This window comes from Rhodococcus sp. NPDC057529, assembly GCF_042802055.1.
In the GTDB taxonomy this organism is placed as follows: domain Bacteria; phylum Actinomycetota; class Actinomycetes; order Mycobacteriales; family Mycobacteriaceae; genus Rhodococcus_F.
The window spans coordinates 144459-159495 of record NZ_JBHVEY010000017.1 but is presented as its reverse complement, the minus strand read 5'-3'; the positions used below and the strand labels follow the sequence as shown (position 1 = coordinate 159495).

General features: G+C 70.4%; 14 protein-coding genes and 1 riboswitch. All 14 genes read right to left on the bottom strand.

The window, feature by feature from the left end:
- Positions 1 to 37: 37 nt before the first annotated feature.
- Positions 38 to 1180, bottom strand: a complete 1143-nt coding sequence (locus ACFU5V_RS29780; RefSeq protein WP_378703446.1) for an LLM class flavin-dependent oxidoreductase — start codon at positions 1178 to 1180, stop codon at positions 38 to 40.
- Positions 1177 to 2091 carry an LLM class flavin-dependent oxidoreductase gene (locus tag ACFU5V_RS29775; protein WP_378703444.1) on the bottom strand — a complete coding sequence of 305 codons (915 nt, stop codon included), beginning with the start codon at positions 2089 to 2091 and terminating at the stop codon, positions 1177 to 1179. The genes ACFU5V_RS29780 and ACFU5V_RS29775 overlap by 4 nt, the downstream gene beginning before the upstream one ends.
- Before the next feature lie 2 nt (positions 2092 to 2093).
- Entirely contained in the window at positions 2094 to 2891 is a 798-nt protein-coding gene (locus tag ACFU5V_RS29770) for a DUF1684 domain-containing protein (RefSeq protein ID WP_378703442.1), read from the bottom strand.
- Complete coding sequence (locus tag ACFU5V_RS29765) at positions 2888 to 4252, bottom strand: NtaA/DmoA family FMN-dependent monooxygenase (RefSeq protein WP_378703440.1); 1365 nt, start codon at positions 4250 to 4252, stop codon at positions 2888 to 2890. Before ACFU5V_RS29765 ends, ACFU5V_RS29770 begins: the two co-directional genes overlap by 4 nt.
- A 4-nt stretch (positions 4253 to 4256) precedes the next feature.
- Entirely contained in the window at positions 4257 to 5396 is a 1140-nt protein-coding gene (locus ACFU5V_RS29760; protein WP_378703438.1) for an LLM class flavin-dependent oxidoreductase, read from the bottom strand.
- Entirely contained in the window at positions 5389 to 7047 is a 1659-nt protein-coding gene (locus tag ACFU5V_RS29755; protein ID WP_378703436.1) for a dipeptide ABC transporter ATP-binding protein, read from the bottom strand. Before ACFU5V_RS29755 ends, ACFU5V_RS29760 begins: the two co-directional genes overlap by 8 nt.
- A complete protein-coding gene (locus tag ACFU5V_RS29750; protein ID WP_378703434.1) occupies positions 7044 to 7964 on the bottom strand; it encodes an ABC transporter permease in 921 nt (306 codons plus the stop codon). Before ACFU5V_RS29750 ends, ACFU5V_RS29755 begins: the two co-directional genes overlap by 4 nt.
- Positions 7957 to 8949: an ABC transporter permease gene (locus tag ACFU5V_RS29745; protein WP_378703433.1), complete on the bottom strand. Its 993-nt coding sequence runs from the start codon at positions 8947 to 8949 to the stop codon at positions 7957 to 7959. Before ACFU5V_RS29745 ends, ACFU5V_RS29750 begins: the two co-directional genes overlap by 8 nt.
- Positions 8950 to 8952: 3 nt before the next feature.
- Positions 8953 to 10584, bottom strand: a complete 1632-nt coding sequence (locus ACFU5V_RS29740) for an ABC transporter substrate-binding protein (protein WP_378703464.1) — start codon at positions 10582 to 10584, stop codon at positions 8953 to 8955.
- A gap of 155 nt (positions 10585 to 10739) precedes the next feature.
- Complete coding sequence (locus ACFU5V_RS29735; RefSeq protein ID WP_310794466.1) at positions 10740 to 10823, bottom strand: putative leader peptide; 84 nt, start codon at positions 10821 to 10823, stop codon at positions 10740 to 10742.
- 4 nt (positions 10824 to 10827) lie between these two features.
- Positions 10828 to 10921: riboswitch (SAM riboswitch) on the bottom strand.
- A gap of 46 nt (positions 10922 to 10967) precedes the next feature.
- On the bottom strand, positions 10968 to 12362 hold the full coding sequence (locus ACFU5V_RS29730) for an NtaA/DmoA family FMN-dependent monooxygenase (protein ID WP_378430239.1): 1395 nt from the start codon (positions 12360 to 12362) through the stop codon (positions 10968 to 10970).
- Between the two features lie 15 nt (positions 12363 to 12377).
- Entirely contained in the window at positions 12378 to 13436 is a 1059-nt protein-coding gene (locus ACFU5V_RS29725) for an LLM class flavin-dependent oxidoreductase (RefSeq protein ID WP_378703432.1), read from the bottom strand.
- Positions 13433 to 14494: an LLM class flavin-dependent oxidoreductase gene (locus ACFU5V_RS29720; RefSeq protein WP_378703431.1), complete on the bottom strand. Its 1062-nt coding sequence runs from the start codon at positions 14492 to 14494 to the stop codon at positions 13433 to 13435. The genes ACFU5V_RS29725 and ACFU5V_RS29720 overlap by 4 nt, the downstream gene beginning before the upstream one ends.
- Positions 14491 to 15027 carry a GNAT family N-acetyltransferase gene (locus ACFU5V_RS29715; RefSeq protein WP_378703430.1) on the bottom strand — a complete coding sequence of 179 codons (537 nt, stop codon included), beginning with the start codon at positions 15025 to 15027 and terminating at the stop codon, positions 14491 to 14493. The genes ACFU5V_RS29720 and ACFU5V_RS29715 overlap by 4 nt, the downstream gene beginning before the upstream one ends.
- Between the last annotated feature and the right edge of the window lie 10 nt (positions 15028 to 15037).

Sequence of the window (15037 nt, the reverse complement as noted above, 5' to 3'; positions counted from 1 at the left end):
GATTCCCAATTGGACCAGCGTTCAATCATCGCGGGTCTCAGGCGGCGAGCAACCCCGGCAGTCCCCACTCGGCCGCGAGCAGTTCGTAGGAGCGCAACCGGTCGGCGTGATCGTGGGTGACGCTGGTGATCACCAGTTCGTCGGCGTCGGTGAGCCTTCGCAGACTGTCGAGTTTGTCCGCGACGGTGGCCGGCGCCCCCACGAACTGGGTGATCAGCCGGTCCTCGACGAGCGCACGTTCCGTCTCGCCGAGCGGAGCGGTGTGCGCGGGGTCGGGGTACGGGATCGCGCCGTGCCCACTACGGATGCTGTGCGTCCAGTGCCCGAACGTCGACGCCAGTTCCTGCGCGGTCGCATCGTCCTCCGCCACGACCGTGTCGGCGGAGACGACGACGTACGGCTTCGGCAGAGTCGGCGACGGGCGGAACGCGGCGCGGTAGGCCTCGACCGCGTCGAGGGTCGTCGACGGGCTCACGTGGTAGTTCGCGCCGAACGGCAGCCCCAGCCGGCCTGCCAGTTCGGCGCTCGGCCCCGCGCTGCTGCCGAACACCCACACCTCGACGTCCGCGCCCTCACCGGGACTCGCGTGCAACTCGATCCCGTCCGGGGTGCGGTACGTGCCGCCGAGCAGTGCCAGGATGTCGTCGACCTGCTGGTCGAATGCGGGCGACAGCGCGCCGGGCTGCTGCAGGACCGACTGCGCCGCCGCGAGCCGCGGGGACAGCAGGAGCCCGGACGGGTCGAACGGCGCGGGGATCACCACGCCGTCGCGGACCTCCGTCTCCCGGCGGGGCGGGGCCGGCTGGTTGTTGCGTTCGGCAACCGCTTTCAGCGCCTCGGCCCGCCGCTGACCCGACCGTCCGAGACCGAGGTCCAGGCGACCCGGGTACAGCGCGTCGACGGTGCCGAACGCCTCGACGACGGCGGCCGCAGTGGTGTGCCCCAGCTGCACGGCGGCGGCACCGACCCGGAGTGTGCTGGTCGCCGCGGCCAGGATCCCGACGAGCACGGCCGGCGAGGAACTGGCGACACCGACGAAGTGGTGCTCGGCCACCCAGTACCGCTTGTATCCCCACGCCTCGGCGTGCCGGGCGAGGTCGACGGTGTTCCGCAGCGCCGTGCGGGCGGTGGCGCCCTCGCTGACGGGCGACAGATCGAGAACGGACAACGGAGTGGTCATGAGGGCACTTTCTGGAGGGAGCGGGGATTGACGGCACGATGGCTGGGCGGGGCACCGAGTCCGAGGTGCTGCCGCAGCGTGGCGGTGGTGTAGTCGGTGCGCAGAACGCCACGGTCCTGGAGCAGCGGCACCACCGTGTCGACGAACGGGTCGAGTCCGTCCGGGTTGGGAAGGGAGGGCAGGACGAACCCGTCCGCGGCGTCCTCGCGGACCCACCGGACGATCCGGTCCGCGACGGACGCGGCGGTGCCCGCGAACGCCGCGGTGAACAGGACCTTCACCGCACCGGCGGGCCTGCCTGCGTCGACCGTCCGGCGCGCGACGTCGGTGTAGGCGGCGCGGGCGGATTCGAACGTGCTCAAAGGAGCGATGATCACGTCGCCGTGCCGGGCGGCGAGATCCCGGGTCTCCGGGCTGTCACCGGACACGATCACCACCGGTTGCGCCTGCGGGCTGCGGGGGACAGTGAAGCGTCCGCCGATGTCGAAGTGCCTGCCCCGGTGATAGAACGCGCCTGCGGTGGGATCCGACACGAATCGTCCCGCGCCGCGGTCGACGGTCACGACGCCGTCGGCCCAGGAATCCCACAGGGTGCGGGCGGTGCCGACGAACTCGGCGGCCCGCCCGCCGGCAGGGGCCGCGGTGTTCCACGCCGCCCGGCCGCCGGACAGGTGATCGAGCGAGGCCAACCTTCGGGCCACGTCGAACGGTTCGGCGGAGGTCGTGTCCAGCGTCGCCGCGAGCCCCACCGCGTCGGTGAATCCGGCCAGCGCGTTCGCCGCAGTGACGCCGTCGGCGAGGAAGAAGTCGAATCGTCCCCGCTCCGCGGTGCGGGCGGCGTCCGCGAGGACGGCGAAATCCGTCCGGCCCGCGGGCGCCGCCGCCCCGAGCACGACCTGCTTGTCGGTCATGCCTACCGCGGGTTCTTCTCGCCGGCCTCGACCGCGAGCGTCAGCCGGTTCTCGGCGGGCGCGACCGGGCAGGTGGCGTAGTCGGTGAACGCGCACGGCAGGTTGGACGCCCGGTTGAAGTCGAGGATCACCCGGCCGTCCGCGGCGGGGGCGTCGACGGCGAGCGACCGTGCCGCGGGGTACGTGCTGACCCCGCTGGTGGCATCGGTGAACAGCACCTGCAGCCCACCGTCCTTGCCTGCGAACGCGACGAGTTCGTGTGCGGCGCCGTCATACTCGAAGGCGAGCGACCCCAGCGCCGTGTGGTGGTGCTCGAGCCCCTCGACGACGGCACCCGTCGTCACGACGCGGGACTGCGGGAACGGGGTGAACGTTGCGGGCACCGCCCACTGTCGCGCCGGCAGGAACGCCGGGATGCCGGTGAACGCGGCGAGGGTGGCGGCCTCGGGGTCGTGGATCCGCAGGGCGACGTCGCCCGTCCTGCGGATCACCTCGATGGTCCGATTGCCGTGGCGCACGATCAGGCCGGGGGCGCCCTCCTGCGGTGCGAGGGCCGCCGTGCCGTCGACCGTCTCGCCGTCGATCTCGAGACCGGCGTCGGCCGGGGCCGTGACGATCAGGCCGTCCGCGTCGGCCCGCCATTTTCCGGGCAGGTCGGGGAACGTGGTGTCGGTCTCGACGAGCCAGTGCAGTGCCGTGAGGCTCAGCCAGCCCAGCGGTTCGCCGAAGTAGTCCTCGCGCGCCGAATGCCAGTCCTGCCACCCCTGCTCGAATGTCGCGTCTTCGGTGACTGCGGTCATGATGCCCGAACTCCTTCTGTCTGATGATGCGGATGGCGCAGTCCGAGATGGCTGCGCAGGGTCGTCCCCGAGTACTCGGAGCGGAAACTGCCGCGGTTCTGCAACTCCGGGACCACCTTCTCGACGAACTCGTCCAGCCCGGCCGGAGTGAGGTGCGGTACCAGGATGAAGCCGTCGCACGCGTCGGCCTGCACGTAGCGGTCGATCTCCTCGGCCACCTGGGTGGGGGTTCCGACGAACTGCTGGCGGGTGGTGACGGCGATGATCAGTTCCCGGATGCTGAGTTTCTCGGCTTCCGCCTTCGCCCGCCACTGGCCCGCGATCTCGCGGGGGTCCTTCGCGTGCCGGACCCGGCCGCGGGTGATGGTCGAATCTTCCGCCGGTTCGACGTCCGGCAGCGGCCCGTCCGGGTCGTACCCGGAAAGATCACGCCCCCACACCTGTTCGAGGAACGCGATCGCGGTCTGCGGTCCCACCTGCTGGTGCCGGATGTGGTCGGCGCGTTCGGCCGCGTCCGCCGCGGAGTCGCCCAGCACGAACGTCGCGGCGGGCAGCACCTTGAGGTCGTCGTGGCCGCGCCCGTACTTCGCGAGCCTGCCCTTGACGTCCGAGTAGAACTTCCGGCCGTCCTCGAGTGATCCGTGGATGGTGAAGATGGCGTCGGCCTGGGCGGCGCCGAATTCACGGCCCTCGTCGGAATCGCCGGCCTGCAGCAGCACCGGGTGCCCCTGTGGGCTCCGGGGAACGGTGAAGCGTCCCCGGATGTCGAACTGCGCACCGGAGTGCGTGACCTCGCGGATCGACTGGTCCGGGGCGAACACTCCCCGGGCGCGGTCGATCTGCAGTGCGTCCCGATCCCAGCTGTCCCAGAACTTTCGGGCGCCCTGGATCAGTTCGCCGGCGCGGACGTAGCGGTCGGCCTGGTCGAGATATCCGCCGCGCCGGAAGTTCTCTCCCGTGAACGCGTCCGAGGACGTCACCATGTTCCAGGCGGCCCGGCCACCGGACAGGTGGTCGAGCGAGGCGAATTGCCGTGCCAGCTCGTACGGTTCGTTGAACGTGGTGTTGATCGTCCCGGCCAGGCCCAGATGGGTGGTCGCGCCGGCGAGCGCGCCGAGCACCGTCAACGTGTCGGGGCGGCCCACCACGTCGAGGTCGTGGATCCGGCCCCGGTGCTCGCGCAGGCGCAGTCCCTCGGCGAGGAAGAAGAAGTCGAACAGACCGCGTTCGGCGGTCTCCGCGAGGTGCACGAACGAGTCGAAGTCGATCTGACTCTTCGATTCGGGGTCGCTCCACACGGTGGTGTTGTTGACGCCGGGAAAGTGTGCGGCGAGGTGAATCTGCTTGCGCTGGTTGCTCATGATGTCAGTCCTGTCCGGCGAAGCGGTTGGCGGGACGGGTGAAGCCGAGTCGTTCCCGGAGCAGTCCGCCGCCCGGGGCCGGGTCTTGCGAGCGCAGCAGGGGCAGGACGTGCCCGGCGATGGCGTCCAGGCCGGACTGCAGCGCCAGCGGGCGGAGCGTGACGCCGTCGACGTCCCCGGTGGCCGTCACGTCCGTGATCAGCCGGGCCAGACCCGGCGCGTCGCCGCGGTAGAGAACCGACGCGGGCTCGTACCGGGCGTCGGACCAGTTCTCGAGTTGCGCGAGGTCACGTTCGGCCGCGTCGGCGGTCTCGGCGATCACCACCTCGACGTCGAGCAGGATCCGCAGCGTCGCGGGGTCGCGCCGCCCCGCCTCGGCCGCAGCACGCCGCACCCGGACCGCGAGGTCGCGCGCCGCGTCGACGGTGGGCGCGGCGATGCGGATCACGTCGGCGCGTGCGGCGGCGATTCGGGTGGAGTGCTCGTCCCGCGCACCGATCACGATCAGCGACTGCCCCTGCGGCGACCGCGGTGTGATCGAGGGACCCTTGACGGTGAAGTGGTCTCCCTCGAAATCGATGTAGTGCAGCTTGTCCCGGTCGATGAAGCGCCCGGTGGCCACGTCGCGGATCTCGGCGTCGTCCTCCCAGCTGTCCCACAGCAGGCCGACGACCTCGATTGCGTCGGCCGCCTCCGCCCACAGACTCTCGGCGTCCTGCGCGTCCTTGCGCCCGAACAGATCCGCCTGGACCTGGCCGGAGGACACGTCCACCTGCCACCCGGCGCGGCCGCCCGACGCGTGGTCGAGGCTGGCGATCGCCTTGGACACGTGGAACGGTTCGGTGTGCGTGACGGTCACTGTGGGGACCAGGCCGATGCGCTCGGTGGACGCGACGGCACGGGCGGTGATCGCCACGGCGTCCAGTTGCCCACGCTGATCGGCATGTCCGGTCGTGGCGATCGCGAAGGAGTCGCCGACGAACGCGAGGTCGACTCCGGCGGAGTCGGCCTGCCCGATCAGGCCGGTCCAGTAGTCGGCGGTGAAGAGGTCCTCGGCGCGCGAGTCCTGGCGGCGCCAGGACTGCGGATGGATCCCGGTGCCGTACAGATCGACGGCGACGATGCGGCGGTGTGGCTCAGGCATGAATCGATTCCTCCAGCTGTGCGGAACGTGGGCGCCCGACGGACCGTCCCGGGATGGCGTCGAGCAGTTGCCGGGTGTAGTCGTGGCGCGGGTTGTCGAATATGTCGGCCGCGGTGCCCGATTCGACGATGCGGCCGGCACGCATCACCGCGACCGTGTCGCTGATCTGCCGGACCACGGCGAGGTCGTGCGAGATGAAGAGGTAGCTGAGCCCGAGGTCGCGCTGCAGGCTCTCGAGCAGGCCGAGGATCTGCGCCTGCACCGAGACGTCGAGGGCCGACACCGGTTCGTCCAGCACGACGAGTTCGGGGCGCAGAGCGAGCGCGCGGGCGATGGCGACCCGCTGGCGTTGCCCGCCGGACAGCTCCGCCGGCCGCCGTTCGAGGTAGGTGCGCGGCAACGCGACCTGTTCGAGCAGTTCGGCCACCCGCGCGGCCCGCTCCGCTTTGGTTCCGACACCGAACGCACCGAGCGGTTCCGCGACGATGTCCGAGATCGCCAGCTTCGGATCGAGGGAGGCGTACGGGTTCTGGTACACGATCTGCACCCGCCGGCGCAGGGCCCGCAGCGCGCCGCCGCGCAGGGTGGTGATGTCCCGGCCGTCGAACTCGACGCGGCCCGCGGTGGGCGACTCCAGCCGGATCGCGATCCGGGCCACCGTGGACTTGCCCGACCCGGACTCCCCCACCAGCGACAGTGTGCGCCCGCGGGGGACCTCGAACGACACGTCCCGGACGGCGTCGATGGACGTGCGCCGGTCGATCCGGAACGTCCTGGACACCCCGGACACGCGCAGCAGGACGTCGGGGCCGGCGCCGCCCACCTCCTCGCCGCGGGCTCGTTCCTGTCCCACCGACAGGCTCGGCGCCGCGGCCAGCAGGGTGCGGGTGTACTCGTGCTGTGGGTTCTCGAGGATCTGACGGGTGGGGCCGGCTTCCACCACCTCGCCCTGGCTCATCACCACGATCCGGTCGGCCCGGTCGGCCGCGACACCCAGATCGTGCGTGATCAGCAGGACCGCGGTGCCGGATTCGGCGATCCGCGCGTCGAGAAGATCGAGGATCCGGCGCTGCACGGTGACGTCGAGGGCGCTGGTCGGTTCGTCCGCGATCACGAGTTCGGGGCTGCACGCCAGCGCGATCCCGATCAGGACGCGCTGCCGTTGCCCGCCGGACAGGTCCTGCGGGTACTGCCGCGCCCGCACCTCGGGCTCGTCGATCCCGGCCTCGGCGAGGATGCGTACCGCCTCGATGCCTGCCGTCCGCCGGTCGGCGAGACCGTGGATCCGGAGCACCTCCGCCACCTGGGCGCCGACCCGCAGGACGGGGTTGAGCGACGTCGTCGGGTCCTGCGGAACCAGGCCGATCCGGGCGCCGCGGACCCGTTCGAGGGCGCGTTCCGACTTGGTGTCGAGGCGCTCACCGTCGAACGTGACGGTGCCGGCGACGGCCCGCCCCGATCCGCTGAGCAGTCCGAGGATGGCGTGCCCGGTGGTGGATTTTCCGGAGCCGGACTCGCCGACCACGGCCACCACCTCGCCGCGCGCGACCGTGAGGTCGACGCCCTGCACGGCCACGACGGGATCGCCCGCGCTCCCGTACGCCACCCGCAGTCCGGAGACCTGCAGCAGCGGAGTGTCGTTCGCGCTCATCGCACTTCCCTTTGTTCGAGTGCATGCCCGAGTCGGTGCGCCGACAGCACGACGGCCACGATCACCAGTCCGGGCAGGGTTGTCATCCACCACGCGGTGGCGAGGTAGTTTCGTCCCTCGGAGATCAGCGAGCCCCATTCCGGGGTAGGCGGCACGGCGCCGAATCCGAGGAAGCTCAGCGACGACACCGCGAGGACCGCCATGCCGAACTCGACCGCCGCCAGGGCGACGACGGGCGCGTACGAGTTCCGCAGCACGTGGCGGCGCAGCACCGTGTGCCAGCGGACACCCGACGCGAACGCGGCCTCGACGTACAGCGACCGCCGCACCCGCAGCACCTCCGACCGCATCACGCGGGCGAAGTTCGCGATCAGCGACACGCCCACCGCGATCGCGACGTTGACCGTGCCGAATCCCAGTGCGGTCACCAGTGCCAGCGAGAGCAGCAGCGCGGGGATCGACAGGAGGACGTCGACGGCCCGCATCAGGACGGCGTCCAGTGTGCCGCCGAGGGCGCCGGACAGCAGTCCGATCAGCGAGCCCGCCACCAGTGCGATGCCCACCGCCAGCAGTGTCGCGGTCAGCGACAATCCGGCTCCGTGGACCACCCGGGTGTAGACGTCGCGGCCGATGTTGTCGGTGCCGAACCAGTGTGCGGCACTCGGCGCCTGTAGCTTCTGGGCGGGCACCCCGACCAACGGGTCACCGCTCGCGAACACCGACGGCGCCACCGCGAATCCGACCGCGACGAGGAGCACCGCCGCCGAGGCGACGAGCACGAGGTTGCGACGCCACCACGCCACCACGCGGTGTCCGCGGCCGCGCGGACGGGGCGCGATCGCGGGAAGCGCGTCGACCGGCGGAGGGCCGAAACCCTCGGCCTCCTCGATCAGTTCTCTGGTGAGGATGTCAGACATGAACCTTCTCCTCCACATTCGCGACGGTGTCGCTGCCCTCGGAACTCCGCCTGCCCTCGACGATCCTGGGGTCGATCAGCGGGTAGAGCAGATCGACGGCGAGATTGACGAGCACGTAGACGAGCGAGCTCAGCACCACGATCCCCTGGACCACCGGAATGTCCTGCGCCATCACGGAAGTCTGGGTGAGGCGCCCCACCCCGGCGCGGGAGAACACCGTCTCGACGACGACCGATCCCGCCAGCAGATTGCCGACGAGCACACCGGCGATGGTGAACGCGGGAATGCTCGACAGACGCAGCGCGTGCCGGGTCTGGATCTGCCGGCGCGACGCTCCCTTCGCCCGCGCGGCCTCGATGAACGGCTGCCGCCACGTGGTCTGCAGACTCGCCGCGAGCACCTGGGCGATCACCGCCCCGGTGGGGAGCGCGAGCGTCACCGCCGGCAGCACCAGCGTCGCGATCCCCTGGTCGCCGAACGCGGGGAAGGCGTTCAGCCGGAACGAGAACAGTTGCAGCAGAATCAGGCCCACCCAGAACGTCGGGACCGCGACACCGAGCGGGGGCAGGGAGAACAGCAGGTTCCGCACCCAATGGACCCGCGTGTAGGTGGCGAGGAACGCGACCCCCGCCCCGAACACGACGGCGAGGACCAGCGCCGCGGACGCCAGCGCGAGAGTGCTGGGCACCGCGTTGCCGATGGCCTCGGTCACCGACTGCCCGGTGGCGATCGAGTACCCGAAGTCACCGCGGACGGCGTGGCTCAGCGAGTTCCAGTACTGCACCCACACCGGCTGGTCGAGTCCGTACCGCGCCTGCAGTTCCGCGACGGCGGCCGCGTCGACCGTCGTGCCGGTGGACGCCGAGTCGACGGCGATGCTCACCGGGTCGGACGGCAGGAGGAACAGCACGGCGAACGACACGGTGAACGTCGCCCACAGGACGGCGATCGCCTGCAGCACGCGGAGTCCGAGGTAGCGAATCATGTTTCAGCGTCCGCTGATCCAGGTGTCGAAGAACTGGAGCCGGGCCGAGGCCTCGAACTTCAGGTCCTGCACGTTCGGGCCCGCGCCGATCGCCTGCGACAACTCCACCGTGGGGATCCACAGGCCGTTGTCGAGGACCTGCTGCTGGGCGTCGGCGACGAGCGCGCTCCGCGCGGCGGGATCGGTGGTGGCGAGCTGCTTCGTCAGCACGTCGTCGAGCGCGGGAATCGGGCCGCGGCTGTTCAGATTGCGGCCTTCGAGCCCGAACTGTGTGCGCAGGATGTCGCCGTCGGCGCGGGTGCTGTTGTAGTAGGTGGCGTCGAAGTCCTTGGAATTCTGGCGAGCGGTGGCTTCCGGGGTCGACACGAGGTCGAGCTGCAGGTCCACTCCCACCGCTCTGAGCTGCTGCTGCACCAGTTCGAGGATGGCCTGGTTGCCGGCGAATACAGAGCTGAACAGCACGGGGAAGGCGAGCTTCTGACCACCCTTCTCGCGGATGCCGTCGGCGCCGGGCACCCAGCCCGCCTGATCCAGGATCGACTTCGCCTTCTCCGGGTCGTACGTCACGTCGGGCAGTGCCACGTAGCCCGGGGTGCGGCTGGCCAGGGTGCTGGTGGCCGGCTTGAAGTTGGGGCCGAGCACGGTGTCGACCAGTTCCTGCCGGTTGATCGCCGGCACCAGCGCGCTGCGCACGACGGGGTCGACGAGCGGTCCGCGGGTCACGTTGGGCTGGAAGCCGAACGGGGTTCCGGGATTCGAGGTGGTGAGCACCTGCCCGCCCGCACCTTCGATCTGCGGGGCGTCCTGCGGCAGCGCGTCGCTGATCGCGTCCAGCTGTCCCGAGGACAGGCTGCCCGTGCGGACACCGGATTCGGGGACGACGGTGAACTCGATGGTGTCGAGGTAGGCCTCGCCGTCGTGGGCGAACACGTCGGAACCCCAGTTGTATCCGGCGCGCTTGGCGAGGGTGACCGACTTGTCCTGCTGGTAGTCGGCGTACGTGAACGGCCCGGTGCCCGAGATGTTGCCGGTGCACCGCTCCTCGGCGGACTTCGCGACGGAACTGTCGGACAGGATGCCGAGCTGCGGGGTGGACGACGCCTGGAGGAACTGCGCGTTGGGTGCGGCGAAGTCGACCTGCGCGGTCTGCGGGTCGATCACGGTGGTGCCCGTGTACCCGGTGAGGTAGCTGGCACCCAGTGCGGCCTTGGCACCGGTGAGCGTGTTCACGATGGCGTCGAGGTTCTTCTTCACCGACTCCGCGGTGAAAGGTGTTCCGTCACTGAACGTCACCCCCTCCTTCAGGTGGAACGTGAAGGAGGACGCGTCGGCGTCGGTGTCCCAGCTCTCGGCCAGCCACGGCTTCAGTTCGCCCGTCTCCGGGTCCTGGTCGGTGAGCGAGTCCACCACCTGCCGGGCCACGTAGATCGTCTGGTTGGTGCCCGACTGCGCGGGGTCGGCGCACGTGGGTGCCTGGGACAGGCCGTAGCGGAGGGTGCCGCCGGGCTGCGGCGGGCCCGCGTCCGCGGAGGAACTGCTGGAGCCGCCACCGCAGGCGGTGAGCGCCGTGGCCAGCACGGCGGCGGCGCCGATACCTGCCGCGATGCGGCCGCGGTGGGACGAGGACAAAGGCACTGATGGCACCGAGAACTCCGTGATCTCGAAGAAGTGCCGTGCGCGCCGACCGTCGAGTGGGCAGCGCTCACGCGCACAGAAAGGTGAGGGACACCGGATCCGACGCGGATGCGGTGTGTAGAGCAGGAACCCCGGGCAGGTGCCGGGGTGTCAGATCAGCTGTGACAGATGGAGGTGGACAACCGGCAGAGATCGACGTGCAGACGCCCCCAGGCGCTCACGAAGCCTTCGGTCAACATGGTTCCTCCATCGATCCCGGCGGTAGCACCCGCACCCGCGGGGCGGGGGGTTGCTGCGACGTCAACGAGCCAGGTCTCTCGGTCGCTCTGGATGGTCGTTACCAAGTGTAAGAGATCGCCGGTCGCCGCGCCACACGGCCCCCGCTACCCGACTGCCTGCCGGGGCGGGAGTTCCCGTCGCGACAGCGGCGGGCGGAGACCGAGATGCTCACGCAGCGTCGCGCCTTCGTATTGCGTTCGGTACGAGCCGCGCTCCTGCAGTTCGGGCACGAGCAGGTCGACGATCTCGTCGAGTCCGGTGGGCACCAGATACGGCGAAACATTGAATCCGTCGGTCGCGCCACTGCGCACCCACCGGGTGAGTTCGTCGGCGACCTGCCCGGGGGTACCCGCGAAACCGGACCGCTGAGTCGTCGCGATCGCGACCTGCCGCAGCGACAGGTTCTGCGCCTCCGCCAGGGCCCGCCACTCGCGGGCGATGGCGAGCGGGTCCTTGCCGTCGCGGGCGGCCCCGCGGGTGACGGAGATCGGTGCGGGCACCGGATCGAAGTCGGGCAGTGGACCGTCCGGGTCGCGATCGGAAAGATCGCGGCCCCACACCTGCCCGACCAGCGACAGCGCCGTCTGCCCGGTGTACTGGCCTTCGCGGACCCAGCGGACCTTGTCCTCCACCTCGGACGCGTTCTCCGCGAGCACGATCTGGGTGCCCGGCAAAATCTTGACGTCGTCCTCGGGGCGCCCCGCTCGGCGCAGTCTCGCCCGGATGTCGTCGGCGAAAGCGAGCGCCTCGTCGAAATGGGTTCCGTGCCGGGAGAAGATGACGTCGGCGTGCGTGGCCGCGAAGTCCCTGCCTGCCGGTGAGTCGCCGGCCTGGAAGATGACGGGATGGCCCTGGGCGCTGCGCGGCAGGGTGGGGGTGATCGTGACATCGAACTGCGACGTGCGCCGCGACACGTCCTCCACACTGCCCGCGGTGGCCCAGGACGGCGCCTCGGTGCTCGTCGCGACGGCGCCGTCGGCCCACGCGTCCCAGATCGCCCGGGCGACGCCCAGGAACTGCCCGGCCCGTTCGTACCGGTCGGCGTGATCGAGGAAGCCGCCGCGCCGGAAGTTCTCCCCGGTCCACGCGTTGTCCGTGGTGACGGCGTTCCAGCCGGCGCGTCCGCCGGACAGCAGGTCCAGCCCGGACAGTCGCCGGGCGAGGTCGGCCGGTTCGTTGTAGGTGGTGTTCTGGGTGGCCACCAGCCCGATGCGCCGGGTGATGCCGGCCAGCGCCGACAGCTGGGTGATCGCGTCCGGCCTGCCCACGATGTCGAGATCGAGGATCTTGCCTTCCTGTTCCCGCAGGCGCAGACCCTCACCCAGGAAGAAGGCGTCGAACAGGCCCCGCTCGGCGGTCTGTGCCACCCGACGGAACGTTTCGAAGTCGATCTGCGATCCGCTCGTCGGATCCGACCAGATCGTCGTGTGGTTGACGCCTTGGAAGAAGACCCCGAAATGCACCTGGGCATCGGGCCGGGCGTACGAGTTGTCGGTCATGATCTCCACAACCTTTCAGCGAGAGGATTCTGCGAGGCGGTCGGCCCGGAATCGGTTGGCGGGGCGGTCGAGTCCGAGCGTGCTGCGCAGGGTCGAACCGGGTACGGGACGGTGGGCGACACCGGCGCGCAGGAGTGCCGGGATCACGTACCGCGCCAGCACCGGGAGGTCCTCGTCGACCACGGCGGGATGCAGACGCACACCGTCGACGTGCGGATCCAGTGCGCGCAGCAGTTCCACCAGTCCGGTGGCCTCGCCGGCGAACGACAGCCGCTCGCTCGACGGGGCGGGAGTGGCTGCGCCGAGCGCCACGTCGAGTTCGGCGAACACCAGCGCCGCCCCGCGGTCCTTCGCCCGCGCGGCGGCGTCGGCGATGTCACCGGGCGTCGTCCCGGACACCAGCACCACGTCGACCTGGGACGGATCGGTCTGCCCGTCGAGCCCGAACACCACCAGTTGCCCCTGCGGCGGCCGCGGCACGATCGCCGGACCCTTCACCGAGTACGTCTCGCCCCGGAAGTCGAGGTAGTGCAGTCGGTCGCGGTCGACGAAACGGCCGGTGGCGTAGTCGCGGATCACCGCGTCGTCCTCCCAGGAATCCCACAGGTCCCGGATCACGGCGATCGCGTCCCGCTCCTCCCGCGCGAGGTCGGCGGGTGCGGTGATCTCGGTCCGGCCCAGTGCGCCCGCGACCCGCGGGTCGGTGTCGCGTGCGGCGATCCAGCCGCCGCGTCCCCGCGACGCATAGTCGAGTGTCGCGAGTTGGGAGGACGTGTGAAACGGTTCGGCGTAGGTGCTGCCGACCACCGGGACGAGCCCGATCGTGCTGGTGGTCGCGGCCACGAACGCGGCGCGATTCACGGCGTCGATCCGGCCGACGGGTCCCCCGTCGGCGCCGGGCGGCAGCAGCGAATCATCGAAGGAGGCGAACGTGAACCCGGCGTTCTCCGCCGCCGCGACCCGATCCGCCACCGTTCGCCCGGTCAGCAACCGGTCGGGAGTGTGCTCGGCGCGCCGCCAGGACTCGGGATGCGTTCCCTCGCCGTCGAGTTCGATGCCCAGATGCAGGCTCATGCCCGTCCCTCCTCCGTGTCGGCCGCGAGGGGGCGGCTCGGAATGGTCTCGCGCAGCGCGGGTGCCACCTCGGCCTGGAACAGCTCGAGGCTCTCGCGGTGCTGTTTGTCGCTGCCGACGCGGTCGGCGCTCAGGTGGATCACCTCGTGGCCGAACTGCTCGTGGTAGCGCTGCACCTTGTCGATCACCTGCTGCGGGCTGCCGATCAACGCGGAGCTGCGCTCGACGAAGTCCTCGAGGGTCTCGAATACCACGGGAAGTCCTGCCTTGCGGGCGAAGTCGAGCCGGGCGGCGTGAATCGGCCGCCACACGTCGAGCGCGTCCTGCGAGTTCGGTGTGACGTAGAACCCGGCGGTCCCGGCGCCGACGAGGGCGTCGGCGGGATCGTGACCGTAGTGGGTCCACCGTTCGCGGTAGTGCCGGACCAGTTCGGCGTAGGAGTCGATGGGATACGTCACGTTCGCGGAGAAGATCGGATCTCCGTAGCGGGCGGCGAGATCCACCGATTCCTTGCTCGTCGCGCTGCCGTGCCAGATCCGGATCCGCCGCTGCAACGGGCGGGGCAGTGCGACGGCGTGCTCGAGCGACGGACGGAACGTACCCTCCCAGGTGACGTCCTCACTCTCCCACAACTTCCGGAACAGCTCGTACCCTTCGCGGTTGCGGTCCCACTGGTCGTCCGGTGTGACGTGGAACAGCTGTGCCTGCGCGGTGCCGTTTCCCTTGCCGATGACGAGTTGCAGCCGGCCCCCCGACAGGTTGTCGAGCGTCGAGTAGTCCTCGAACGCACGGACCGGGTCGAGCAGGCTCAGTGTGGTCACTGCGGTCCACAACTGCAGGGTGGTGGTCCGCGCCGCGATGGCGCTGAGCACCACGGGCGGCGAGGAGGACAGGAAGGGATGTTCGTGGCGCTCGCCCACCGCGAAACCGTCGTACCCCAGTTGCTCGGCGAGGACGGCCGATTCGACGACCTCCCGCAGCCTGGCCGCGGTGCCGATCTTCTCCCCGGTCACCGGATCCGGGTGGTGAGTGATCAGGCTCATCAGCAGAAACTTCATACGGACTCGTACTCCTTTGCGGCGCAGTCGGAAGGCAGGGCGGTGGGCAGGAGCTTCTCGAATCCGTGGACCCCGATTTCCTGCGGTGGGAGGGAGCGGTCGAACAGCGCCGTGTACCCCGCGGCCAGGTACAGGGCCACCGCCTCGGGCTGCCGCGGCCCGGTGGTGAGGAAGATGCGCGAGTAGCCGGCCCGGACGATCTCGGCCTCGAGTTCCCGCAGCACGATGCGTCCGAGTCCGCGCCTGCGGTGCGAGGACGAGGTCCAGATCCGCTTCAGTTCCGCGGTCGTGTCGTCGTAGCGGCGGAAGGCCCCGCCCGCCACCGACGCCCCGTCCTCGACCACGACGAGCAGCGCACCCACCGGTGCGGCGAACTCTTCCGCCGGATACGTGCTGAGGTCCTCGTACATCTGGTCGCGGGACCGCCCGTACCGCGTGCTGTATTCGGTGGCCAGTTCTTCGAGCAGCGGCGCGGCCAGTGGATCGGTCTGATCGACGAACACGGTCTGCACGGGGTCGGTCCTCTCGCTCACTGTTCCTCCT